A 21,312-nucleotide genomic window follows, 5' to 3' on the forward strand; every position below is an offset into this window, starting at 1 on the left:
GTCCTGGACCGCTCGGCACTGCCCACCAGGGCGCTCGAGAAGGTCAGCGGGGTCCGTGCCCCACCAGGGGCTGACGGGAGGGGCTCGGTCGACATGGTCGGCGCCGGGCCGTCGGCGAGTGACCCCCGCACCACGCCTGAAGGGACCGAGATCGCTCCATGAACCGCGTCATCCACCGGCGAACCCTCGGCGCCGTCCTCACCGTCGCGGTGTTGAGCGGCTGCTCTTCAGGGGACGGTGCCGAGGTCCCGGCTGAGGGTGGTCTGGCCGTTCAGGACGCCATCACAGACGACTCGACGCAGTCGATCCAGGTCCTGCGGCCCGAGGTCCTGGCCGAGGTGCCGCACGACCCGTCGGCCTTCACCCAGGGACTGGAGCTGCACGAGGGCACCCTCTACGAGGGCACCGGCCTCGAGGGGGAGTCCCAGCTGCGCGTGCTGGACCCGGCAACGGGTGAGGTCCTGCGCGCCGAGCCGCTGCCCGGACAGCTGTTCGGGGAGGGCATCGCCGTGGCGGCGGACCGCATCTGGCAGCTCACCTGGCAGGACGGCGTGGTGCTCGAGTGGGACCGCGCCACTCTCACACTGCGCCAGCAGCTGCCGCTCGACGGAGAGGGTTGGGGGCTGTGCCACGACGGCACCCGCCTGGTGCGCAGCGACGGGACCGACCGCCTCCGCTTCCACGATCCGGTCACCTTCGCCGAGACCGGCTCGGTCACGGTGACGATCGACGGCGAGCCGGTGACCCAGCTCAACGAGCTGGAGTGCGTCGACGGACAGGTCTGGGCGAACGTGTGGCCGTCCGACGTCCTCGTCCGCATCGACCCGGCGAGCGGAGGGGTCACCGCCGCCGTGGACGCGGCCGGGCTGCTCGACCCGGAGCAGCGCGCGAACGCCGACGCGGTGCTCAACGGCATCGCGGCGCTGGGCAACGACGAGTACCTGCTCTCCGGCAAGCTGTGGCCCGTCTCGTTCCGCGTCCGGTTCGTGGAGGAGTAGTCGATGACCGGTCGGGAGCACCTTCGACCCGCCGGCACCGCCGCGGTCGGTGACCGGCAGGCCCGGGAGAGCCGGTGGTCGACAGCGCGGACTCCCGGACCGGCTCCTGCTCCGTCCCCGCGGCCCCGCACCGTGGTGGGATCGGACGTCGAGGCCCGGCGCCGGCGCGCTCGGTGCGATGGCCACCCCTCGTCCGTCCGGAGGTGCCCCGTGAGACGTCCGTTCCGCGTGCTGTCCTCGGTCTCGAGGAGGCGCACCGTCCCCGTGCACGTGCACGTGCACGCCCTCGCACCGACGCTCCTGCTGGCGTTGCTCGCGGCGTGCACTCGGGCGTCTCCCGGGAGCGGCGCTGGGGCCGCCGGCAGGGCCGGTGTCTCGGCCAGCGCGGCCAGCGCGTCCGCGGCGGGCGGTTCCGGGTCGGGGTCCGGCTCCGTGAGCCTCGTGTCCTGTTCCGGGGACTCCTGCACGGTGACGCTCGGCGGCAGCGGCTCACGGGCGCGCGTCCTCGGGACGGACTTCCGCCTCGCGGCGATCGACGGGGACCGGGCGACCCTCCGCGTCGATGGCCGGGACGTCACCTGCCCCTCAGGGCAGAGTGTCTCGGTCGGCGCGCTGCGCCTCGCCTGCACGGCCACCACCGACCACGCGGTGACGTTCACCGTCGCCCGAGCCTGAACTCGTCGTCCGACGGTCAGCCGGTGGGGACCTCGGCGTCGAGGATGGCCCCGAGGACGCCGTTGACGTAGGCCGGGGAGTCGTCGGTGGACAGCGACCGGGCGAGCCCGACGGCCTCGTCGATGACGACCGGGTCGGGCACGTCGTCGACCCACAGCAGCTCGAAGACCGCCATCCGCAGGATGGCCCGGTCGACGTCGGGCAGCCGGTCGATCGACCAGCCGTGCGCGTGCCGGTCGATCAGCTCGTCGATGCGGGCGGCGTGCCCGGCCACCCCCTCGACCAGCCGGACGGCGTGGTCGGGGATGGGCGGCGAGGCGAGCGCCACCCGCTCGCGGAGCAGCTCCAGCGGGTCGCTGCCGCGGACGTCGGCCTCGTAGAGGACGTCGACGGCGCGCTTGCGCGCCTTGGTGCGGGCAGCCATGCCCTTCCCCACCCGCCCCGTCGTCAGTTGGCGCGGCCGAGGTACCGGCCGTCGCGGGTGTCGACCTTGAGCCGGTCACCGGTGTTCACGAACAGCGGCACCTGGATCTGCGCGCCGGTCTCCAGCGTCGCGGGCTTGGTGCCGCCGGTGGAGCGGTCGCCCTGCAGGCCCGGGTCGGTGTGCTGCACGACCAGCTCGAGGGTGACCGGGAGCTCGACGTAGAGCGGGCTGCCCTCGTGGACGGCGACGACCACCTCGGTGTTCTCCAGCAGGTAGTCCGCGCCGCCGCCGACGGTCTCGGCGGGCACGTGGATCTGGTCGAACGTGTCGCCGTCCATGAAGACGAAGTCGGTGCCGTCCTTGTACAGGTACGTCATGGACCGCTTGTCGACGGTGGCGGTGTCCACCTTGGTGCCGGCGTTGAAGGTCCGGTCGACGACCTTGCCCGAGAGCACGTTCTTCAGCGTGGTGCGGACGAACGCGCCGCCCTTGCCCGGCTTGACGTGCTGGAACTCGGTGACGGCCCAGAGCTGGCCGTCGAGGTTGAGGACCATGCCGTTCTTGAGGTCGTTGGTGGTAGCCATCTAGAGGACCAGCAGTTCCTTGCTCGTGAGGGTCAACAACTCGGGCTCGTCGTCCGTGACGATCAACGTGTCCTCGATCCGGACACCGCCGTGGCCGGGCAGGTAGACGCCCGGCTCCACGGTGACGGCCATGCCGGCGGCCAGCCTACCCGCGCCCAGCTGGCCGATGCCCGGCGCCTCGTGGATCTCCAGACCCACGCCGTGCCCCAGGCCGTGGGTGAAGTGCTCGGCGTGCCCCGCGGCGGCGATCACGTCGCGGGCCGCGGCGTCGACGGCGACCACGTCGGCGCCGACCGCCAGCGCGGCCCGGCCCGCGGCCTGCGCCGTGGCGACGAGCTCGTACACCTCGCGCTGCCAGTCGGCCGCCTCCCCGAGCACCACCGTGCGGGTCATGTCGGAGTGGTAGCCGTCGACGGTGGCGCCGAAGTCCAGCTTGAGGAGGTCTCCCCCGCGCAGCTCGGTGGCGTCCGGGCGGTGGTGCGGGATGGCGGAGTTGGCGCCGGTGGCCACGATCGTCTCGAAGGACGGCGCCTCGGCACCCAGCGCGAGCATCCGGGCGTCCAGCTCGCGGCCGACCTGCAGCTCGGTGCGCCCGGGTCGCAGCGCCCCCTCGGACGCCAGCTCGGCCAGCGCCGCGTCGGCCACCGCGCAGGCCCGGCGCAGCGCGTCGACCTCGTCGTCGTCCTTCACCGCGCGCAGGACCTCGACCGCGCGGCGCACGCTGGTCAGCTCGGGCACGGTGCCCCCGGCGGCCGCGTCGGCGAGGACCGACTCCAGCGCGCGCAGCCCGTCGACGGTCACGTGGTGGCTCTCGTAACCGATCCGACCGGCGCCGCGGCGCACGGCCTCGCGGGCGAGGGCGGCCACGGTGCCGCGGTCGACGAGCAGCTCGACGTCGGGCACCTGCGTGCCGGCCTGGGTGGTGTAGCGGCCGTCCGTGCCGAACACGTCCGCGCCGTCGGCACGGAGCAGCAGCGCCCCGTTCGAGCCGGTGAAGCCGGTCAGGTAACGCACGTTGAGCAGGTCGGTCACCAGGACGGCGTCCAGGCCGCGCTCGGTCGCCGTCGCCCGCAGCCGCTCCCGCCGCTCGCCGTACCTCACCGGACGCCCTTGTCGGCCAGCCAGCGCAGCGCCAGCACGTACCCCTGCACGCCGAGCCCGGCGATCACGCCGTCGGCGACCGCGGAGACGTAGGAGTGGTGCCGGAACTCCTCGCGCTTGTGGATGTTGCTGATGTGCACCTCCACCAGCGGGGCGGTGAGCATCGCGAGCGCGTCGCGCAGCACGACCGAGGTGTGCGACCAGCCGGCGGGGTTGAGCACCACCGGGTCGCCGGCGTCGGCCGCGGCGTGCACCCAGCGCAGCAGCTCCCCCTCGTCGTCGGTCTGCCGGACCCGCGCCTCCAGGCCCAGCTCGCCGGCCGCGGACTCCACCAGCTCGACGAGCTCGGCGTACGTCGTCGCCCCGTACTTGTCCGGCTCGCGCGTGCCGAGACGGCCGAGGTTGGCGCCGTTGAGCACCTGGATCGTCATGCCGCCTCCGATACTGCGGCCCACGCCGCGTCGAGCCAGGCCGGGTCGGGGTCGGTGAGGATGCGGGGGTCGCCGATGCCGTCCAGGACGACGAACCGCAGCGAGGCGCCGCGGACCTTCTTGTCCACGCGCATCACCGACCGGATGCGCTCCCAGTCGCCGCCGTACCGGGTGGGCAGCCCCATCGCGGCCACCAGCCGGGCGTGCCGGTCGACCTCGGCGCGGGTGAGCAGCCCCGCCTGGCCGGCCAGCTCGGCGGCGAAGACCAGCCCGACGGCGACGGCCTCGCCGTGCCGCCAGCCGAAGTCCTCCACCCGCTCGATCGCGTGCGCCAGCGTGTGCCCGTAGTTGAGGAACTCCCGCACGCCGGTGTCGTAGAGGTCCTGGCCCACCGCGTCGGCCTTGACCCGCACCGCGCGCTCGATGAGCTCCTCGGTGTCGCGGCGGCCGGTCGGGTCGGCCTCGAGCAGGTCCAGGATCACCGGGTCGGCGATGAAGCCGCACTTGACGACCTCGGCCATCCCCGAGCGGAACTCCGCCTCCGGCAGGCCCGCGAGGACGTCGGTGTCGGCCAGCACGGCGACCGGCGGGTGGAAGGCGCCGACGAGGTTCTTGCCCGCGCCGGTGTTGATGCCGGTCTTGCCACCCAGGGCGGCGTCGACCATGCCGAGCACGCTGGTGGGCACCTGCACGACCCGCACGCCCCGCGTCCACGTCGCGGCCACGAACCCGGCGAGGTCGGTGACCGCACCGCCGCCCACACCGACGACGGCGTCCGAGCGGGTCAGCCCGAGCCGGCCGAGCTCCTCCCACACGCCGGCGGCGACCTCGGCGGTCTTGGCCGCCTCCCCGTCGGGCACGACGACGGCCTCGGCGGCCACCCCCGCCGTCTGCAGCGTCTCCACCAGCCCGCCGGCCAGCGGGGCCAGCGGCGGCGCGTGGACGATGGCGGCGCGGGCGGTGCCGGCCAGGACCAGGCCCAGCTCGTGCTGCGCGCCGGGCCCGATGACCACGTCGTAGTGCCGCTCGCCGGGGACGGTCACCCGCCTCACGGCGTGACCTGGCGCGCGACGACGGCGGTGGCCACCTCGTCGACGACCTCGCCGGGCTCGCGGCCGCCGGTGGTGACGGTGACGGTGGCGACCTCGGCGTAGAGCGGCGCGCGGGCCGCGAGCAGGGTGCGCAGGGTGGCCCGCGGGTTGAGCCCGAGCACCGGGCGGCTGCGGCTCAGGCCGACCCGCTCGGCGGCCGAGGCCAGGTCGACGTCGAGCCAGACGACGGTCCCGCCGGCGCGGGTGTAGGCGGTCAGCAGCTCCCGGGTGGCGGCGCTGAGCACCGCGCCGCCGCCGAGGGCCAGCACCCCCTCGTGCTCCCCCAGCGCAGTGGCCACCGCCTGCTGCTCCAGTCCCCGGAAGTGCGCCTCGCCGAGGTCGACGAACAGGTCGGCCACCCGCTGCCCGGTGGCGGCCTCGACGTCGCTGTCGGTGTCGCGGAACGGGATCCCGAGCCGGCCGGCCAGGGCGGTGCCGACCGTGGTCTTGCCCGACGACGGCGGCCCGACCAGGACCAGCAGCGGCCGGCGCGCAGCGGCCGGCGGCCCGTCGGGGCTCCCGGGTCCGGCGGAGCTCATCGGATCGTCAGCGCGTCGAGGTAGGCGCGCGCGTTGCGGCGGGTCTCGGTCACCGAGTCGCCGCCGAACTTCTCCAGGGCGGCGTCGGCCAGCACCAGCGCCACCATCGCCTCCATGACGACGGCGCCGCGGGGCACCGCGCAGGCATCGCTGCGCTGGTTGATCGCGACGGCCGGCTCACCGGTGGCGACGTCGACGGTGGCCAGCGCACGTGGCACCGTGGAGATCGGCTTCATCGCGGCGCGGACCCGCAGCACCTCGCCGTTGGTCATCCCGCCCTCGATGCCGCCGGCGCGGTCGGACAGCCGCTGCACGCGACCGTCGGCGAGCACGATCTCGTCGTGGGCCACCGAGCCGCGGCGGCGCGCGGTCTCCAGCCCGTCGCCGACCTCGACGGCCTTGACCGACTGCACGCCCATGAGCGCGCCGGCCAGCCGGGAGTCCAGCCGGCGGTCCCAGTGCACGTGGCTGCCCAGACCCGGCGGCAGTCCGTGCACGACCACCTCGACGACGCCGCCGAGGGTGTCGCCGTTCTTCCGGGCGTCGTCGACCTCGGCCACCATGAGCTCGCTGGTCGCCGGGTCGGCGCAGCGGACCGGGTCCTCGTCGACGCGCGGGTTGTCACCCGGCCCGGGCACCACGCCGTCGGGGACGACGACCGGGCCGATGCCGACCACGTGGCTGACCACCTCGACGCCGAGGGCCTGCCGCAGGAACGCCCGCGCGATCGCGCCGAGGGCGACCCGCGCCGCGGTCTCCCGGGCGCTGGCCCGCTCCAGCACCGGCCGGGCGTCGTCGAAGCCGTACTTCTGCATGCCCGCGAGGTCGGCGTGCCCCGGCCGCGGGCGGGTCAGCGGGGCGTTGCGCGCCTGTCCGGCGAGCACCTCGGGGTCGACCGGGTCGGCGGACATGACCGTCTGCCACTTCGGCCACTCGGTGTTGCCGACCTGGACCGCGATCGGCCCACCCATGGTCAGCCCGTGCCGGATGCCCCCGGTCAGCGAGACGACGTCCTGCTCGAAGGACATCCGGGCGCCCCGGCCGTGGCCGAGACGGCGGCGGGCCAGGTCGACGTCCAGGTCCGGGGTGGAGACCTGCACGCCGGCGGGCAGGCCCTCGAGGATGGCGGTGAGCTGCTGGCCGTGCGACTCACCGGCGGTCAGCCAGCGCAACATGTCCGCGATTGTGCCAGTAGGGGGACCCCCTGCCTCTCCGGCAAGGGGGCCGCTCCCCTCAGGGGAGGGCGACCGACCCCTGCAGGGCCAGCGCCAGGGCCGCCCCGGCCAGCAGCGGCGGGCCGAACGGCAGGGCGGTGCGCCAGCCGGCCCGCCCGGCGGCGACCAGGGTCACCGACGCCGCGGCGCCGGCCACCAGTCCGAGGAACACCCCGGTGAGCAGCACGCCCCAGCCCACCCAGCCGAGCACCAGGCCGAGCAGGCCCAGCAGCTTCACGTCGCCGAACCCGAATCCCCGCGGGGAGAGGACGGCGCCGAAGGCGGCCACCCCGAACGCGGCCGCCGCGGCCAGGACGGCGCGCAGCAGGTCCGGCCAGGTGCCGAGCGCGACCGCGTCCACCAGCAACGCGGTGGCCACCACCGCGTACGCCGGCACGGCGACCCGGTCGGGCAGCCGGTGCGCCGCGAGGTCGACCGCGCCGAGCACCACCCCGGCGACCGCGGCCCAGGCCAGCCCGACGGTGGCCGGGCGGACCCCGCCCACCAGCACCGCGCCGGCCACCGCCAGGCACACCAGGGCGGCGGTGACCGCGGTGCGCAGCGGGGTCGCCCGCGCCGCGTCGTCCCGGGCGGCCAGGCCCACCGACACCCGGGCCAGCCAAGGGCCCAGGACGAGCGCCGCGGCGAGCGCGAGGGCGGCGACGGCACCGGCCGGGAGGTCGGCCGCGGGCACGCCGCTCAGCGGGTGCCGACGGCGGCGTCGAGCGCGCCGCGCATGGCGACCAGGGGCGCGGGCTGCCCCGTCATCAGCTCCACCTGGGCGGTCGCCTGCCAGAAGAGCACCTCGAGGCCACCGACGACCGTGCCGCCGACTTCGGTGACGCGGGTGGCCAGCGGTGTCGGCCACGGCGCGTAGAGCACGTCGAGCACGGTCTGCCCCGCCCGCCAGGGCAGCGCCGCGACGGCCGGCTGGCCGCCGACCGGCACGGTGCTCACCACGACGTCGGCGTCGACGACGGCCTCGGTCAGCGACACCACCGAGGTGGGGACGCCGAGCGTGTCGAGCACCCGCAGCAGGTCCCCGGCGCGGGCCGGCTCGCGGACGACGACGTCGACGTGCCGGGCGCCGAGCGAGGCCAGCGCGACGGCCGCGGCCGCCGCCGTCCCCCCGGCGCCGACGATCGCGGCGCGGTCCACCTGCTCGACGCCGGCCTGCTGCAGCGCGGTGCCGACGCCGAGCACGTCGGTGTTCTCCGCCCGCCAGCCCGCGGCCGTGCGCACGAGGGTGTTGGCCGCGTGCAGCAGACGGGGCAGCGGCTCGACCTCGTCGGCGACGTCCGCGGCGGCCTGCTTGCACGGCATGGTCACCGAGAAGCCGCGCCACTCCCCGCCCAGCCCGGCCAGCAGCACCGGCAGGTCCTCCGCGCCGATGTCGAGGGCGTCGTAGGTCCAGTCGGTGAGGCCGAGCGCCGCGTAGGCGGCGCGGTGCAGCAGCGGGGACAGCGAGTGCCCCACCGGGCGGCCGAGGACGGCTGCCCTCACCCGCCCGGCTGCTCGCGCAGCCACTGCTGGAACAGCAGCACGTTCTGCTGGTGCTCCTCCGCGGTCCGCGCGAAGCGGGTCTCGCCGGTGTCGGGGTCGACGACGACGAAGAACCGCCAGTCGCCCTCGGTGGGGGCGAGCACCGCCCGGATGGCCTGCTCGCCCGGGTTGGAGATGGCGCCGGGCGGCAGCCCCGTGTGCACGTAGGTGTTGTACAGGGAGGGGTTGGCGCGGTCCTCGGGCGTGGTGGTGATCCCGGACTTGCCGTTGGCGTAGTTGACCGTGGTGTCCAGCTGCAGCGGCATGCCGTCGGCCAGCCGGTTCTCCAGCACGCGGGCCACCATGGCCATGTCCCCGGGCGAGGCGGCCTCGGCCTGCACGATGCTCGCCTTGGTGAGCACGGTGAGCCGGTCGGCCTCGGGGACCTGCAGCGCGTCGAGCGCCTGCACCGTCCGCACCACCATACCGCTGAGCACGCCACTGGCGGTGTCACCGGGCTCGACGTCGTAGGTCGCCGGGAACAGGAACCCCTCGAGCATCCCGTTGGCGTAGGGCGGCAGCCCGATCGCCGCGGGGTCGGCTGCGGCCGCCTCCAGCTCGGCCAGCGGGATCCCGGCCTCCGTGGATACCAGTTGCAGGGTGGCGGCCACGGTGAGCCCCTCCCGCACGGTGACCCGGGTGACCTGCCGCGCCTCGGGGTCCAGCAGCAGGGCCAGGGCCGCCGCGCCGCTCATCTGCGAGCGCAGCGCGTAGACGCCGGGCTGGATGCCGGTCGCCGCCGGCTCGTCCTCCGCGGCGTCGACGAACGGGCCGGCCGAGGCGATGACGTCCTCGGCGACGAGGGTGCGGGCGATGTCGCTGAGCGTGTCACCGGAGGCGACGCGCACCTCCACGGTGCCGGCGCCCTGCCCGGCGTAGTCCTCGCTGGCGGGGTTGACCAGCGCGATCAGCTCGCGGCCGCCGAAGAAGATGCCGGCCACGAGGGCGGCCAGCACGAGCAGGGAGAGGACGACCGACAGCGGACCGCGCCGGCGCCGCGGGCGGTCGCCGCCGTGGCCACCGGGCGGGTCGTCGGAGCCGCCACCGGAGCCGCCGGAGCGCTCGGCGCGGCGGCCGCGGCGCCCACGGTGGGCGTCGTCGGAGCCGGCGGCGCCGATGACCTCGAGGCCACCGGTGGCGTCGTCGTCCCAGCCGTGCAGGTCGTGGTCGTCGGCCCGCTCCGCGCCGGGTACGGCGGGGACGGCGCCCAGACCGACCGTGGCGTCGTCGGCGGCCCCGTCGGGGCGGCTGCTCAGCCGGGACCAGGCGCCGGCCGGCAGCGGCGGCAGGTCGGGCAGCGGCTCGGAGGGGTGCGGGGCGCGCGGTGTGCCGGCGTCCGCGACCGGGGCGCCCAGCGGGCCGGTGCTGCGGTCGTCGGCGGCGCGGCGCCCGCGCGGGACGGCGCCCGGGTGCCGGCCGTGGTCGTCGGCGGCCTGCGGGGTCGTCGCCCGGCTGGGCATGGAGGCCAGCCACGCGGACGTGGGCACGCCGCTCGGCAGCTCCGGCGAGGCGTGCCGACCCCGCCGCCTCGGCGGGGTCGGGTCGGTCACGCTTCCTCCTCGCCGACGCTCGCCGGCCGCGGAACCGGCGGTGCCGTGTCCCTGCGTGGACTCGCGAGCTCGTTCACGAGCGCTCCCGCTGCGCGTCCAGATAGGCCTGGAGGATGACCACCGCCGCGGCCTGGTCGATCACCGACCGCTGTTGACGGCTGTCGAGACCGTTCGCCCGGAGGGAACTGGCTGCGGACACGGTGGAGAGCCTTTCGTCGACGAGGTGCACGGGCACCGAGCCGATGCGCCCGGCGAGTGCCCGAGAGTAGGCACGCGCCTCCTTCGCCGACGCGCCCGACGCACCCGAGAGGTGCCTCGGCTCCCCCACGATCACCTCTGTCACCTCGTGTTCCGTCACGAGCGCGGCGATGCGGTCGAGGTCGGCCTCGTCCCGGGCCCGCTGGACCGTCTCCAGCGGGCTGGCCAGCGTGCCCGTCGGGTCGGAGATCGCCACCCCGACGCGGACCGAGCCCACGTCGATGCCCAGCCGGCGGCCCTGCCGGCGCGGGCGCGGCGGGATCGGCAGGCCGCCGGGCAGCCCGCCGGAGAGGTCGATCTGGGCGGTCTCGTGCCGCACCGGCGGGAAGCCGGCGCGCAGGTCGATCTGCTCGGTGCGGTGGTGCACCGGCTGCTGGGGGGTCTGGCGCGGCCGCGACGGCGGGACGGCGGGCCGTCCCTGCATCGGGCGCTCGCCCGCCGGGCCGGTCTGGTCGGGGTGCTGGTCGGACACTCCGCTCACCTCCGTGCGGCGGTAGCGACCGCCTGTTCGCCGGCCTGCAGGGCCGCTGGGATGCCCGCGGGGTCGGTACCGCCCCCCTGGGCCACGTCGGGCTTGCCACCGCCACGTCCGCCGACCGGGGCGGCCGCCGCGCGCAGCACGTCGCTGGCGGACAGCCCCCGCTCCTGCGCGGCCGGGTTGAGGGCCGCCACGAGAACCACCTTGCCCCCCGACCCGGACGCGAGCAAGACCACGGCCGGCCGGTCGGCGGGCAGCCGCCCGCGCACGTCGAGGGCCAGTGTGCGCAGGTCGCCACCGCCCAGCCCGCTCGGCGCGCCGGTGACCACGGCCACCCCGCCGACGTCGCGGGCGCCGGCGGCCAGCTCCCCGGCCACGGCCAGGGTCTGCTGGGCGCGCAGCTCGGCCAGCTCCTTGTCGACGTCGCGGAGCCGGGCCAGCATCGCGCTGACCCGCTCGAGCACGTCGTCGCTCGGCGTCTTGAGCAGCTCGCCGAGCTGGCGGACCAGGTCGCGCTCGCGGGCGAGGTAGCGGAAGCCCTCCAGACCGACGACGGCCTCGACCCGGCGCGAGCCCGAGCCGACCGACGACTCGCCGGTGAGCGCCAGCGTGCCGATCTGCGCGCTGCCCTGCACGTGCGTGCCACCGCAGAGCTCGCGCGACCACGGGCCGCCGATCTCCACGACGCGGACCTGCTCGCCGTAGGTCTCGCCGAACAGCGCCAGGGCGCCGAATGCCTGCGCCTCGGGCAGCGTCATGTACCGGGCGCTGACCCGGTGGTCGGCGCGGACGGCGGCGTTGGCGACGTCCTCGATGTCGTGCCGCTGCTGCGCCGACAGCGCGCCCTGCCAGGCGAAGTCCAGCCGCAGGTAACCGGGCCGGTTGTAGGAGCCCGACTGCAGCGCCTGCGGGCCGAGCACCTGGCGCAGCGCGGCGTGCACCACGTGGGTCCCCGAGTGCGCCTGGCAGGCCGACAGCCGCCACTCGCGGTCCACCTCGGCGGTGAGCTCGGTGCCCTCGCGCAGCTCACCCTCCAGCACCCGCACCTGGTGGGCGACCAGGCCCTTGACCGGGCGCTGCACGTCGAGCACCTCGGCCCGGCCGCCGTCCCAGGTGAGCACGCCCGCGTCGGCGACCTGGCCGCCGGACTCGGCGTAGAACGGCGTGCGGTCCAGCACCACCCGGGTCATCTCCCCGGGGCCGGCAGGGGCGCTCGGGCCGTCGTCGTCGGCCAGCTCGGTGACCAGGCCGAGCACGCGCGCGTCGGTGCGCAGCGTGTCGTAGGCCCGCCAGTCGGTGGGTCCGTGCTCGGTGAGCAGCCGGCGGTAGGCCAGGACGTCGACCGAGCCGGTGCGCTTGGCCCGGGCGTCGGCGCGGGCCCGGTCGCGCTGCTGCTGCATGAGCGCGCGGAAGCCCTCCTCGTCGACGCGCACGCCCTGCTCGGCGGCCATCTCGAGGGTGACGTCGATCGGGAAGCCGTAGGTGTCGTGCAGCGAGAACGCCTGCTCACCGGAGAGGGACGGCGTCCCGGCGGCCTTGGCCGCGCGCACGGCGGTGTCGAACAGCGCCGTCCCGGAGGTCAGCGTGCGCCGGAAGGCCTCCTCCTCGGCGTACGCGACGGCGGAGATGCGGGCGAAGTCGGTCTCCAGCTCCGGGTAGCTGGCCTTCATCGCGTCCCTCGACACCGGCAGCAGCTCGGGCAGGGTGGCCTCGTCGACGCCGAGCAGCTTGATCGAGCGGACGGCGCGGCGCAGCAGCCGGCGCAGGATGTAGCCCCGGCCCTCGTTGCCCGGGGTGACGCCGTCGCCGATGAGCATCAGCCCGCTGCGCACGTGGTCGGCCACGACCCGCAGCCGGACGTCGTCCTGGTGCTCCGCGCCGTAGGTGACCCCGGCCAGCTCGGCGGCCCGGCGCAGCACCGGGACGACCTCGTCGATCTCGTACAGGTTGTCGACGCCCTGCAGCAGGTAGGCCACCCGCTCCAGGCCCATGCCGGTGTCGATGTTCTTGTTCGGCAGCTCGCCGACGATCCGGAACTCCTCCTTGCTCCGGACGTCGGTGAGCTCGTACTGCATGAACACGAGGTTCCAGATCTCCAGGAACCGGTCGCCGGCGGTGTCGACCAGCGGGCCGCCGTCGGGGCCGAACTGCGGGCCCCGGTCGTAGTAGATCTCCGAGCACGGGCCACCGGGACCGTCGGCGCCGGTGTGCCAGTAGTTGTCCTTCTTGCCCAGCCGCTGGATCCGCTCGACCGGCAGGCCCGCGATCCGGTGCCAGGCCTCGGCGGCCTCGTCGTCGTCGAGGTAGACGGTCACCCAGATGCGGTCGGGGTCGAAGCCCAGCCCGCCGTCGGCCACCGGCCCGGTGACCAGCTCCCAGGCGTGCTGGATCGCCCCCTCCTTGAAGTAGTCGCCGAAGGAGAAGTTGCCGTTCATCTGGAAGAACGTGCCGTGGCGGGTGGTCTTGCCCACCTCCTCGATGTCGAGGGTGCGCACGCACTTCTGCACGCTGGTGGCCCGCGGGTAGGGCGCCGGCTCCCGGCCGGTGAGGTACGGGATGAACGGCACCATGCCGGCCACGGTGAACAGCAGCGACGGGTCCGGGGAGACCAGCGAGGCGCTGGGGACCACGGTGTGCCCGCGCGTGGCGAAGTGCTCCAGGAAGCGGCGGCGGATCTCGGCGGTCTGCATGTCCTACTCGGGTCGGGGGGCTCGGTCGGGGGTGCGGCGGCGTCCCGCGGGGCTCAGCGGCCGGTGGCGCTGTGCCGGCCGGGCAGCTGCGCCTGGTCGACCTCGGGCAGCGGGGCGTCCAGGCCGGTACCGGCCCGCAGCTCGTCCTCGCGCTCGGCCATCGCGGCGCGCACGTCGGCCCCGAAGTCACCGATGGCGTCGGCCAGGTCGCGCAGGCCCTCGGCGATCGAGCCGCCGATGCCGGCGGGGGTGATCTTCTCCGCCGCGGCGGAGAGCTTGCGGACGACGAGGACGCCGATGGTGACGCCCATCGCCAACCAGAACAGCCGGCGCATCAGGCGGCCCGCCGGGCGGAGCGGCGCGCGCGGCGCTCGGCCTTGTCACGGGCGGCGGCGTCGGCGAGGGCCTGGCCCTCCCGCTTCTTGCGGGCGGCGCTGCGCACGCCGTAGCTGAACGCGGCCACCTTGATCAGCGGGCTGCCGATGGTGGCGGCGACGACGCTGGTGAGGGCGGCGACGTTGCTCGAGACGTTGGCGGCGTTGCCGGTGATGTCGTCGACCCGCTCCAGGTTGCTGTTGACGTGGGCGACCGTCGTCGACGCCTGGCTCAGGATCGGCCCGCTCTGCTCCCGGGTCTGGCGGATCGTCAGCGTCGCCTCGTCCAGCGTGCGACCCAGCTTGAGGATCGGGACGGCGAGCAGCACCACCAGCAGCACCAGCGCCAGCGCTGCGATCAGTCCGGCCCACTCTCCTGCGGACACCCGGTCCTCCTGGTTGTTCGACGTCGATCTGCGGCGTCCGGGTCCGCCCCGCCGGTCGCCGCCGGCGGGCGTCGGCCCGGCGTGGTCACAGTAGTCGGGGGCCCCGACGGCCGTCCGTGCCCCGCCGGGCTCAGCGGCCGCGGCGGAGGATCGCCCGCAGCTTGGGCAGCCGGGCGGCGATCGTCGCCTCGGCGCCGCGGTTGGTCGGCCGGTAGTAGTCCTTGCCCACCAGGGCGTCGGGCGGGTACTGCTGGGGCACGACGCCGTCGGGGTGGGCGTGCGGGTAGACGTAGCTGCCGCCGTGGCCGAGCTTCTTCGCTCCCGCGTAGTGCGCATCGCGCAACCCCGCCGGCACCGGCCCGGCCAGCCCCGCCCGCACGTCGGCGACCGACTCGCCCATCGCGACGGTGACCGCGTTGGACTTCGGCGCGGTGGCCAGGTGGACGACGGCCTGCGCCAGCGGGAAGTGGCCCTCGGGCATGCCGATGAAGGCGACGGCCTCGGCGGCGGCGACCGCGGTCTGCAGCGCCGTCGGGTCGGCCATGCCGATGTCCTCGCTGGCGGAGATGACCAGCCGGCGGGCGATGAAGCGCGGGTCCTCCCCTGCCTCGACCATGCGGGCGAGGTAGTGCACGGCGGCGTCGACGTCGCTGCCGCGGATCGACTTGATCAGCGCGCTGGCGACGTCGTAGTGCTGGTCGCCCTGCCGGTCGTAGCGCACCGCGGCCTGGGCGACCGCCGTCTCCAGCGTCGCGAGGTCGAGCACCTCGGCCCCGGCCGCCCGGGCCGCACCCGCCCCCGACTCCAGCGCGGTGAGCGCCTTGCGGCCGTCCCCGCCGGCGATCCGGACCAGGTGCTCCTCGGCCTCCGGGCTCAGCGTCACCCCGCCGTCCAGCCCCCGGTCGCTGGTGAGCGCCCGGTGCAGCAGCGTGCGGACGTCGCCGTCGTCCAGTGGCTGCAACGCGAGCACCAGGCTGCGGGACAGCAGCGGGCTGACCACGGAGAAGAACGGGTTCTCGGTGGTGGCGGCGATGAGGCTGACGATCCGGTCCTCGACCGCGGACAGCAGGCTGTCCTGCTGGGTCTTGGAGAAGCGGTGCACCTCGTCGATGAACAGCACCGTGCGCCGGCCGGCGAAGGTCAGCTCGCGCTTGGCGCTCGCGATGACCGCGCGGACCTCCTTGACCCCGGCGTCCAGGGCCGACAGCTGCACGAACTGGCGCTTGGTGGCCAGCGAGATGACGTGGGCGAGGGTGGTCTTGCCGGTGCCCGGCGGGCCGTAGAGCACCAGCGACATCGGCTCGTCGGCCTCGACCAGTCGGCGCAGCGGCGCGCGCGGGCCGAGCAGGTGCGACTGGCCGACGACCTCGTCGAGCGACCGCGGCCGCATCCGGACGGCGAGCGGCGCCCCCGGGTCGACGCCCGTGGCCTCCTGCGCCGGCTCGTCGAACAGCGACACCGTGCCCTCACCTCGCTCCCGCGGGGCGCTCGGCTCCTCGCTGCGATGCTCGCGCCCCTGTCCGCTCAGAGGTTGCCGACGCTACCCGCGGGGCACGACAGGGTCCGTGCAGCAGCGACGCATCGGAGACCAGACCGTCAGTGCCGTCGGGCTCGGGGCGATGCCCCTGTCGACCAAGGACGACCGGCCCTCACCGGAGGACGCGCAGGCGGTGGTGCACGCGGCCCTGGACGCCGGCGTGACCCTCATCGACACCGCCGACGCCTACGCCCGCGACGAGGCGGAGTTCGGCCACAACGAGGAGCTGGTCGCCGCGGCGCTGTCCTCCTACGGGGGCTCGGCCGGCTCCGTGCTGGTGGCGACCAAGGGCGGGCACACCCGGCGCGGGAGCGACTGGGAGCTGGACGGCTCCCCTGCCTACCTCCGCACGGCGTGCGAGGACTCGCTGCGCCGGCTGGGTGTCGACGCGATCGGTCTCTACCAGTTCCACCGGCCCGACCCGGAGACGCCGTGGGAGGAGTCGATGGGCGCGCTGCGGCAGCTGGCCGACGACGGGCTGGTGCGCATGGTCGGCATCTCCAACGCCGACGTCGCGCAGATCGACGTCGCCCGCTCGATCGTCGGGCCGGCGCTGGTGAGCGTGCAGAACCAGTTCTCCCCCGGCTGGCGGTTCTCCGCCGACGAGCTGGCGCACTGCGAGGCGCACGGGCTGGCGTTCATCCCGTGGAGCCCGTTCGGCGGGGTGTCGGCGGCCGGGTCCCTGTCGTCGTCCGCGCCGGCGTTCGCCGAGGTCGCCGAGGAGCTCGGGGTGTCGGTCTACCGGGTGACGCTGGCCTGGCACCTGGCGCAGTCCGAGGTCGTCGTCCCCATCCCGGGTGCGTCCCGGCCGTCGTCCATCGAGGACTCCGCGGCCGCGGCCGACCTGCAGCTGACCCCCGACCAGCTCGCCCGCCTGTCCTCCTGACGCCTGAGATCCCCGTGATCATCGGCGAGTGGCCGCCAGTCCCGGCGTGTCGGACAGCCACCTGACGATGATCACGGCCGGTTGACGGCTGTCCACAGCGGCTGCGGTACTCCACAGTCACCCGCCGGAACGGCTGAGTCCGGCGCGTCGGTAGCAGCCTCGCCCGGTGTCTCCACCCCCGACGTTCACCGCCGCCTCCGCCCGCGCCGCCGGACTGACCAGGGGCCGACTGCGCGGACCGCGGTTCGTCCGGCTCGCCCACGACTTCGTCGTGCGACTGGACGACGCGATCGACTCCCGGGAGCGCCTGGCTCTGCTCGCCGGTCTACTGCCTGCGGACGCCGCCTACAGCCACGCCACCGCTGCCGCGCTGCTCGGTGCGCACGTGGACCTGCCGGCCCGCGCCCACGTCGCGATGACCCCGCGCCGGGTGCTCCCCCAGCGCGCCGAGTTCGTCGTGCACGCGCGTGGGCTGACCGAGCAGGACGTCGTCCTCCATCGTGGGCTGCGCACGACGTCCGGACCGCAGACCTGGCTCGACCTCGCCGGACAGCTGCCGGCGCACGAACTGCTCGCGGTCGGCGACGCACTGATGCGCGGCGGTCACCTGCCGCCCGAGGCGTTGGCCCGTCGCCTGGAGCGCGCGGCCCGGGTCCGTGGTGTGGTTCGAGCCCGCGAGTGCGCGCCGTTGCTGGACCCGCGGTCGATGTCCCGACCGGAGAGCCTGGTGCGGTACTGGTTGGTCACCAGCGATCTGCCCGACCCGCAGCCCCAGCTGCCCGTCTGCGACCGGTGGGGCCGCGTCGTCGCACACGCCGACCTCGGATACGAGGAGTGGAAGGTCCTGCTGGAGTACGAGGGTCGGCAGCACGCGGAGCCCGAGCAATTCGGCAGGGACGTCGACCGGTACTCGCTCGTGGCTGCGGACGGCTGGCTGGTCCTCCGCTTCGCAGCCCGGCATGCCGAGAACCCCGCCCTCGTCGTGGATCGCACGCGCCGAGCGCTGGTCAGCCGCGGCTGGCGACCGTGATCATCGGCAGCTGGTCGCTTGACACGCAGGAGCAGGCAGCCACCCGGCGATGATCACGGCGGCCTGGACCGGCGCCGGGAGGATGGGCGCATGACGACGTCCGCACTGCCGCCGGTCCGTCGGGACGACGCGCTGGCGCTCTGGTCGGCCTGCACCGCCACCCGCCCGGGACCCGTGCCGCCCGAGGAGGAGCCGTGGGTGGGCCGGTTCGGCGACTCCGCCGCGCTGGCCGACGAGCTGCTGGCCCTGGTGCTCGCCGGTACCAAGCGGGCCACGGCCGGGCTCGCCCTCGACCACGCGCTGGAGGCCGAGCCGCTGCCCCGTGTCGGCGGCCACTGGGTGGTCTGCGACGGCGCCGGCACCCCGCGGGCGGTCCTGCGCACGACCGAGCTGCGGCTGGGACGGCTCGACAGCGTGGACGACGCCTTCGCCTGGGACGAGGGCGAGGACGACCGCACCCGCGACAGCTGGCTCGCCGGCCACGGGCGCTACTTCCGGCGCTCCCTGGCTGCTCGCGGGTTCGCGTGGGACGACGACCTCGAGGTGGTGTTCGAGCGCTTCCGCGTCGTGTGGCCGCCCGACGTCGCCGACCGAGACGGCCTCGTGATCACCGGCAGGTGGTTGCCCGACACGCCGGGTCGGGCAGCCACCCACCGATGATCACGAAGGAGGGCCGGCTTCAGCCGGTCGGGTCGGTCGGCCCCGGGGCACCGGGCTCCCCGGGCAGCGCCGGCTCCTCCGGCTCCGCGTCGATGCCGGCCTCCTTGCGCTGCGCCTCGGTGATCGGCGTCGGCGCACCGGTCAGCGGGTCGAACCCGGCGCCGGTCTTGGGGAAGGCGATGACCTCGCGGATGGAGTCCACCCCGGCGAGCAGGGCGCAGGTGCGGTCCCAGCCGATCGCGGCGCCGGCGTGCGGAGGCGGGCCGTAGGCGAAGGCCTCGAGGAAGAACCCGAACCGCTCGCGGGCCTCCTCGCGGGACATCCCGAGGGTCTCGAACACCCGCTCCTGCAGGTCGGGGTCGGCGATGCGGACCGACCCGCTGGCCAGCTCGTTGCCGTTGCACACCAGGTCGTAGGCGTCGGACAGCGCGCCGCCCTTGTCCTCGGCGAACCGGTCCCGCCACTCCGGCGTGGGCGAGGTGAACGGGTGGTGCATGAAGGTCCAGTCGCCGCTCTCGGTCTCCTCGAACATCGGGAAGTCGACGACGAAGAGGAACGACCACGAGCCCGGCTCGATCAGGTCCAGCCGGCGGGCGATCTCGTTGCGCGCCGCGCCGAGCAGCTCCTGCGCCGGGCGGCGCGCGCCCGCGGCGAAGAACACGCAGTCACCCGGCTGCGCCCCGACGGCCGCGACCAGCCCGGACCGCTCCTGCTCGGAGATGTTCTTGGCGACCGGCCCGCCCAGCGTGCCGTCCTCGGCGATCGTCACGTACGCCAGGCCCCGGTGCCCGCGGGACCTCGCCCAGTCCTGCCAGGCGTCGAAGGCCCGCCGCGGCTGCGACCCGCCGCCGGGCATCACGATCGCGCCGACGTAGGGCGCCTGGAACACCCGGAACGGCGTCTCGGCGAAGTACGACGTCAGCTCGGTCAGCTCGATGCCGAAGCGCAGGTCCGGCTTGTCCGAGCCGAAGCGGTCCATCGCCTCGCGGTAGCTCATCCGCGGGATCTCCGGCACCTCGTAGGAGGCCAGCTCCCGCCACAGCGCCCGGACGACGTCCTCGACGACGGCGAGCACGTCGTCCCGCTCGACGAAGCTCATCTCGAAGTCCAGCTGGGTGAACTCCGGCTGCCGGTCGGCGCGGAAGTCCTCGTCCCGGAAGCAGCGCGCGATCTGGTAGTAGCGCTCCAGCCCGCCGATCATCAGCAGCTGCTTGAACAGCTGCGGGGACTGCGGCAGGGCGTACCACTTGCCCGGCTGCAGCCGCACCGGGACGACGAAGTCGCGGGCGCCCTCCGGCGTGGAGCGGGTGAGGTCCGGCGTCTCGACCTCGACGAAGCCGTGCTGCGCCATGACCCCGCGGGCGACCCGGTTGACCTCCGAGCGCAGCCGCAGGACCCGGGCCGGCCCCTGCCGGCGCAGGTCGAGGTAGCGGTACCGGTAGCGGACGTCGTCCGAGGCGGGCTGGTCGGTCTCGATCGGGAACGGCAGCGGCGCCGACGCCGACAGGACGCGCAGCTCGGCCGCGGCCACCTCGATGTCGCCGGTCGGCAGCTCGGGGTTCTCGTTGCCCTCGGGACGCCGGCGCACCTCACCGGTGACCAGGACGCAGAACTCGTTGCGGAGGGCGTGCGCCTCCTCCTCGCGGACGACGACCTGGACGTAGCCCGAGGCGTCGCGCAGGTCGACGAAGACCACCCCGCCGTGGTCGCGGCGGCGGGCGACCCAGCCGGCGAGGGTGACGGTGGAACCGGCGTCGGACGCGCGCAGCGTGCCGGCGTCGTGGGTGCGGAGCACTTCAGGGCCTTTCCAGGGAGGGGGTCACCAGCGGTCGTGGACGTGCGCGCGGATGCGCTCGTCGTAGACGCGCTCGAGGTCTGCGAGCTGGGCGTCGGTGAGCGGGGGCAGCTCGGCGGCGGCGACGTTGCCCAGGACCTGCTCGACGGTCCGGGCGCCGGGGATCACCGTGGTCACGCCGGGCTGGTCGATCACCCAGCGCAGCGCGAAGGCGGCGGTCGGGGCGTCGCCGGCGATCTCGGCGACCTCGCGCGCGGCGGCCAGGCCGACCTCGAACGGCACCCCGGAGAAGGTCTCGCCGACGTCGAAGGCCTCGCCGTTGCGGTTGAAGTTCCGGTGGTCGTCCGGGGCGAACGTCGTCGTCTCGTCGTACTTGCCGGTCAGCAGCCCGCTGGCCAGCGGCACCCGGGCGAGGATGCCGACGTCGGCCTTCACCGCCGCGGGCAGCAACTCCTCCAGCGGCTTGCGCCGGAAGACGTTCAGGATGACCTGCAGCGACTGCACGCCCGGCCGCTGGAGGGCGCGCAACCCCTCGGCCACGGTCTCCACCGACACCCCGTACGCGGCGATCGCACCCTCGGCGACGAGGGTGTCGAGGGTGTCGTAGACGCGGTCGTCCTCGTAGGTCGCCGGCGGCGGGCAGTGCAGCTGGACCAGGTCGAGCGTCTCCACGCCGAGGTTGCGGCGAGACCGGTCGACCCAGGCGCGCAGGTTCTCCGGCGTGTACTGGGCGGCCTCGAACGGGTCGGCCCGGCGGCCGGCCTTGGTCGCCACGAACGGCCGGTCCGAGCGGGCCACGAGCGCCCGGCGGATGCGCTCCTCGGAGCGGCCGTCGCCGTAGACGTCGGCGGTGTCGAGCAGGGTGATCCCGGCGTCCAGCGCGGCGTCGAGGACGTCGGCGGCGGCGTGGTCGTCGACGTCCCCCCAGTCCGCGCCGAGCTGCCAGGTGCCCAGGCCGACGACGCTGACGTCGGCCCCCGTCCGGCCGAGCGGCCGCTGCTGCATGCTCATCCCCTACCTCCGGTTCGGCTCCGCACTCGCTCCGCTCCTCGCTCGCTGGCGCTCGCTG

The 21,312-nt window shown here is 75.0% G+C and carries 21 protein-coding genes; 4 read left to right on the plus strand and 17 right to left on the minus strand.

Translation table 11 applies throughout. From position 1 onward, the window contains the following. Nucleotides 1–158: 158 nt before the first annotated feature. On the plus strand, nucleotides 159–998 hold the full coding sequence (locus BLR12_RS20910; protein ID WP_176832619.1) for a glutaminyl-peptide cyclotransferase: 840 nt from the start codon (nucleotides 159–161) through the stop codon (nucleotides 996–998). Between the two features lie 691 nt (nucleotides 999–1,689). Here BLR12_RS20910 and nusB read toward each other — a convergent pair. The 15 genes from nusB to BLR12_RS20990 all read right to left on the minus strand — a co-directional run bounded on the left by nusB (nucleotide 1,690) and on the right by BLR12_RS20990 (nucleotide 15,794). Further along, nucleotides 1,690–2,097, minus strand: coding sequence for a transcription antitermination factor NusB (gene nusB / locus BLR12_RS20920; protein ID WP_091382316.1), 408 nt, complete (start codon nucleotides 2,095–2,097; stop codon nucleotides 1,690–1,692). 23 nt (nucleotides 2,098–2,120) lie between these two features. Then, nucleotides 2,121–2,681, minus strand: coding sequence for an elongation factor P (gene efp / locus BLR12_RS20925; RefSeq protein ID WP_091382169.1), 561 nt, complete (start codon nucleotides 2,679–2,681; stop codon nucleotides 2,121–2,123). Continuing rightward, entirely contained in the window at nucleotides 2,682–3,782 is a 1,101-nt protein-coding gene (locus BLR12_RS20930; protein ID WP_091382171.1) for a M24 family metallopeptidase, read from the minus strand. Beyond that, entirely contained in the window at nucleotides 3,779–4,213 is a 435-nt protein-coding gene (gene aroQ / locus BLR12_RS20935) for a type II 3-dehydroquinate dehydratase (protein ID WP_091382174.1), read from the minus strand. The genes BLR12_RS20930 and aroQ overlap by 4 nt, the downstream gene beginning before the upstream one ends. After that, on the minus strand, nucleotides 4,210–5,265 hold the full coding sequence (gene aroB / locus BLR12_RS20940) for a 3-dehydroquinate synthase (RefSeq protein ID WP_091382176.1): 1,056 nt from the start codon (nucleotides 5,263–5,265) through the stop codon (nucleotides 4,210–4,212). Before aroB ends, aroQ begins: the two co-directional genes overlap by 4 nt. Further along, nucleotides 5,262–5,843: a shikimate kinase gene (locus BLR12_RS20945; RefSeq protein ID WP_091382177.1), complete on the minus strand. Its 582-nt coding sequence runs from the start codon at nucleotides 5,841–5,843 to the stop codon at nucleotides 5,262–5,264. The genes aroB and BLR12_RS20945 overlap by 4 nt, the downstream gene beginning before the upstream one ends. Next, nucleotides 5,840–7,018 carry a chorismate synthase gene (gene aroC, locus BLR12_RS20950; protein ID WP_091382179.1) on the minus strand — a complete coding sequence of 393 codons (1,179 nt, stop codon included), beginning with the start codon at nucleotides 7,016–7,018 and terminating at the stop codon, nucleotides 5,840–5,842. Before aroC ends, BLR12_RS20945 begins: the two co-directional genes overlap by 4 nt. Before the next feature lie 58 nt (nucleotides 7,019–7,076). Beyond that, nucleotides 7,077–7,751 carry a prepilin peptidase gene (locus BLR12_RS20955; protein ID WP_091382180.1) on the minus strand — a complete coding sequence of 225 codons (675 nt, stop codon included), beginning with the start codon at nucleotides 7,749–7,751 and terminating at the stop codon, nucleotides 7,077–7,079. A gap of 5 nt (nucleotides 7,752–7,756) precedes the next feature. Next, a complete protein-coding gene (locus BLR12_RS20960) occupies nucleotides 7,757–8,560 on the minus strand; it encodes a shikimate dehydrogenase (RefSeq protein WP_091382318.1) in 804 nt (267 codons plus the stop codon). Then, complete coding sequence (gene mltG, locus BLR12_RS20965; protein WP_091382182.1) at nucleotides 8,557–10,149, minus strand: endolytic transglycosylase MltG; 1,593 nt, start codon at nucleotides 10,147–10,149, stop codon at nucleotides 8,557–8,559. The genes BLR12_RS20960 and mltG overlap by 4 nt, the downstream gene beginning before the upstream one ends. A 73-nt stretch (nucleotides 10,150–10,222) precedes the next feature. Next, a complete protein-coding gene (gene ruvX / locus BLR12_RS20970; protein ID WP_218120777.1) occupies nucleotides 10,223–10,879 on the minus strand; it encodes a Holliday junction resolvase RuvX in 657 nt (218 codons plus the stop codon). 5 nt (nucleotides 10,880–10,884) lie between these two features. Then, nucleotides 10,885–13,575 carry an alanine--tRNA ligase gene (gene alaS, locus BLR12_RS20975; RefSeq protein WP_091382183.1) on the minus strand — a complete coding sequence of 897 codons (2,691 nt, stop codon included), beginning with the start codon at nucleotides 13,573–13,575 and terminating at the stop codon, nucleotides 10,885–10,887. Nucleotides 13,576–13,628: 53 nt separating this feature from the next. Next, nucleotides 13,629–13,910: a hypothetical protein gene (locus BLR12_RS20980; RefSeq protein WP_091382185.1), complete on the minus strand. Its 282-nt coding sequence runs from the start codon at nucleotides 13,908–13,910 to the stop codon at nucleotides 13,629–13,631. Next, nucleotides 13,910–14,335 (minus strand): DUF948 domain-containing protein, encoded by a 426-nt coding sequence (locus tag BLR12_RS20985; protein WP_091382186.1) that lies wholly within the window; start codon nucleotides 14,333–14,335, stop codon nucleotides 13,910–13,912. Before BLR12_RS20985 ends, BLR12_RS20980 begins: the two co-directional genes overlap by 1 nt. Before the next feature lie 130 nt (nucleotides 14,336–14,465). Continuing rightward, complete coding sequence (locus tag BLR12_RS20990) at nucleotides 14,466–15,794, minus strand: replication-associated recombination protein A (protein WP_091382188.1); 1,329 nt, start codon at nucleotides 15,792–15,794, stop codon at nucleotides 14,466–14,468. A 106-nt stretch (nucleotides 15,795–15,900) separates the two neighbouring features. Between BLR12_RS20990 and BLR12_RS20995 the strand changes: the two genes are divergently transcribed. The 3 genes from BLR12_RS20995 (at nucleotide 15,901) to BLR12_RS21005 (ending at nucleotide 18,448) form a co-directional block, all read left to right on the plus strand. After that, nucleotides 15,901–16,758 (plus strand): aldo/keto reductase, encoded by an 858-nt coding sequence (locus tag BLR12_RS20995; protein WP_091382190.1) that lies wholly within the window; start codon nucleotides 15,901–15,903, stop codon nucleotides 16,756–16,758. A 166-nt stretch (nucleotides 16,759–16,924) separates the two neighbouring features. Then, nucleotides 16,925–17,788: a DUF559 domain-containing protein gene (locus tag BLR12_RS21000; RefSeq protein ID WP_091382191.1), complete on the plus strand. Its 864-nt coding sequence runs from the start codon at nucleotides 16,925–16,927 to the stop codon at nucleotides 17,786–17,788. Between the two features lie 90 nt (nucleotides 17,789–17,878). After that, a complete protein-coding gene (locus BLR12_RS21005) occupies nucleotides 17,879–18,448 on the plus strand; it encodes an ASCH domain-containing protein (RefSeq protein WP_091382192.1) in 570 nt (189 codons plus the stop codon). A gap of 19 nt (nucleotides 18,449–18,467) precedes the next feature. Here BLR12_RS21005 and aspS read toward each other — a convergent pair whose 3' ends face one another. Together aspS and BLR12_RS21015 are read right to left on the minus strand one after the other, a co-directional pair. Then, nucleotides 18,468–20,243, minus strand: coding sequence for an aspartate--tRNA ligase (gene aspS, locus BLR12_RS21010; RefSeq protein ID WP_091382194.1), 1,776 nt, complete (start codon nucleotides 20,241–20,243; stop codon nucleotides 18,468–18,470). A gap of 24 nt (nucleotides 20,244–20,267) precedes the next feature. Then, nucleotides 20,268–21,254, minus strand: coding sequence for an aldo/keto reductase (locus BLR12_RS21015; protein ID WP_255363679.1), 987 nt, complete (start codon nucleotides 21,252–21,254; stop codon nucleotides 20,268–20,270). Nucleotides 21,255–21,312: the final 58 nt, after the last annotated feature.

Origin of the sequence: Geodermatophilus sp. DSM 45219 (genome assembly GCF_900104025.1) — a bacterium.
Lineage (GTDB): Bacteria > Actinomycetota > Actinomycetes > Mycobacteriales > Geodermatophilaceae > Geodermatophilus.

Coding starts and splice junctions, on each gene's coding strand:
- BLR12_RS20910 (WP_176832619.1), top strand. CDS start 159: ATGAACCGCGTCATCCACCGGCGAACCCTCGGCGCCGTCCTCACCGTC.
- nusB (WP_091382316.1), bottom strand. CDS start 2,097: ATGGCTGCCCGCACCAAGGCGCGCAAGCGCGCCGTCGACGTCCTCTAC.
- efp (WP_091382169.1), bottom strand. CDS start 2,681: ATGGCTACCACCAACGACCTCAAGAACGGCATGGTCCTCAACCTCGAC.
- aroQ (WP_091382174.1), bottom strand. CDS start 4,213: ATGACGATCCAGGTGCTCAACGGCGCCAACCTCGGCCGTCTCGGCACG.
- BLR12_RS20945 (WP_091382177.1), bottom strand. CDS start 5,843: ATGAGCTCCGCCGGACCCGGGAGCCCCGACGGGCCGCCGGCCGCTGCG.
- aroC (WP_091382179.1), bottom strand. CDS start 7,018: ATGTTGCGCTGGCTGACCGCCGGTGAGTCGCACGGCCAGCAGCTCACC.
- alaS (WP_091382183.1), bottom strand. CDS start 13,575: ATGCAGACCGCCGAGATCCGCCGCCGCTTCCTGGAGCACTTCGCCACG.
- BLR12_RS20980 (WP_091382185.1), bottom strand. CDS start 13,910: ATGCGCCGGCTGTTCTGGTTGGCGATGGGCGTCACCATCGGCGTCCTC.
- BLR12_RS21005 (WP_091382192.1), top strand. CDS start 17,879: ATGACGACGTCCGCACTGCCGCCGGTCCGTCGGGACGACGCGCTGGCG.
- BLR12_RS21015 (WP_255363679.1), bottom strand. CDS start 21,254: ATGAGCATGCAGCAGCGGCCGCTCGGCCGGACGGGGGCCGACGTCAGC.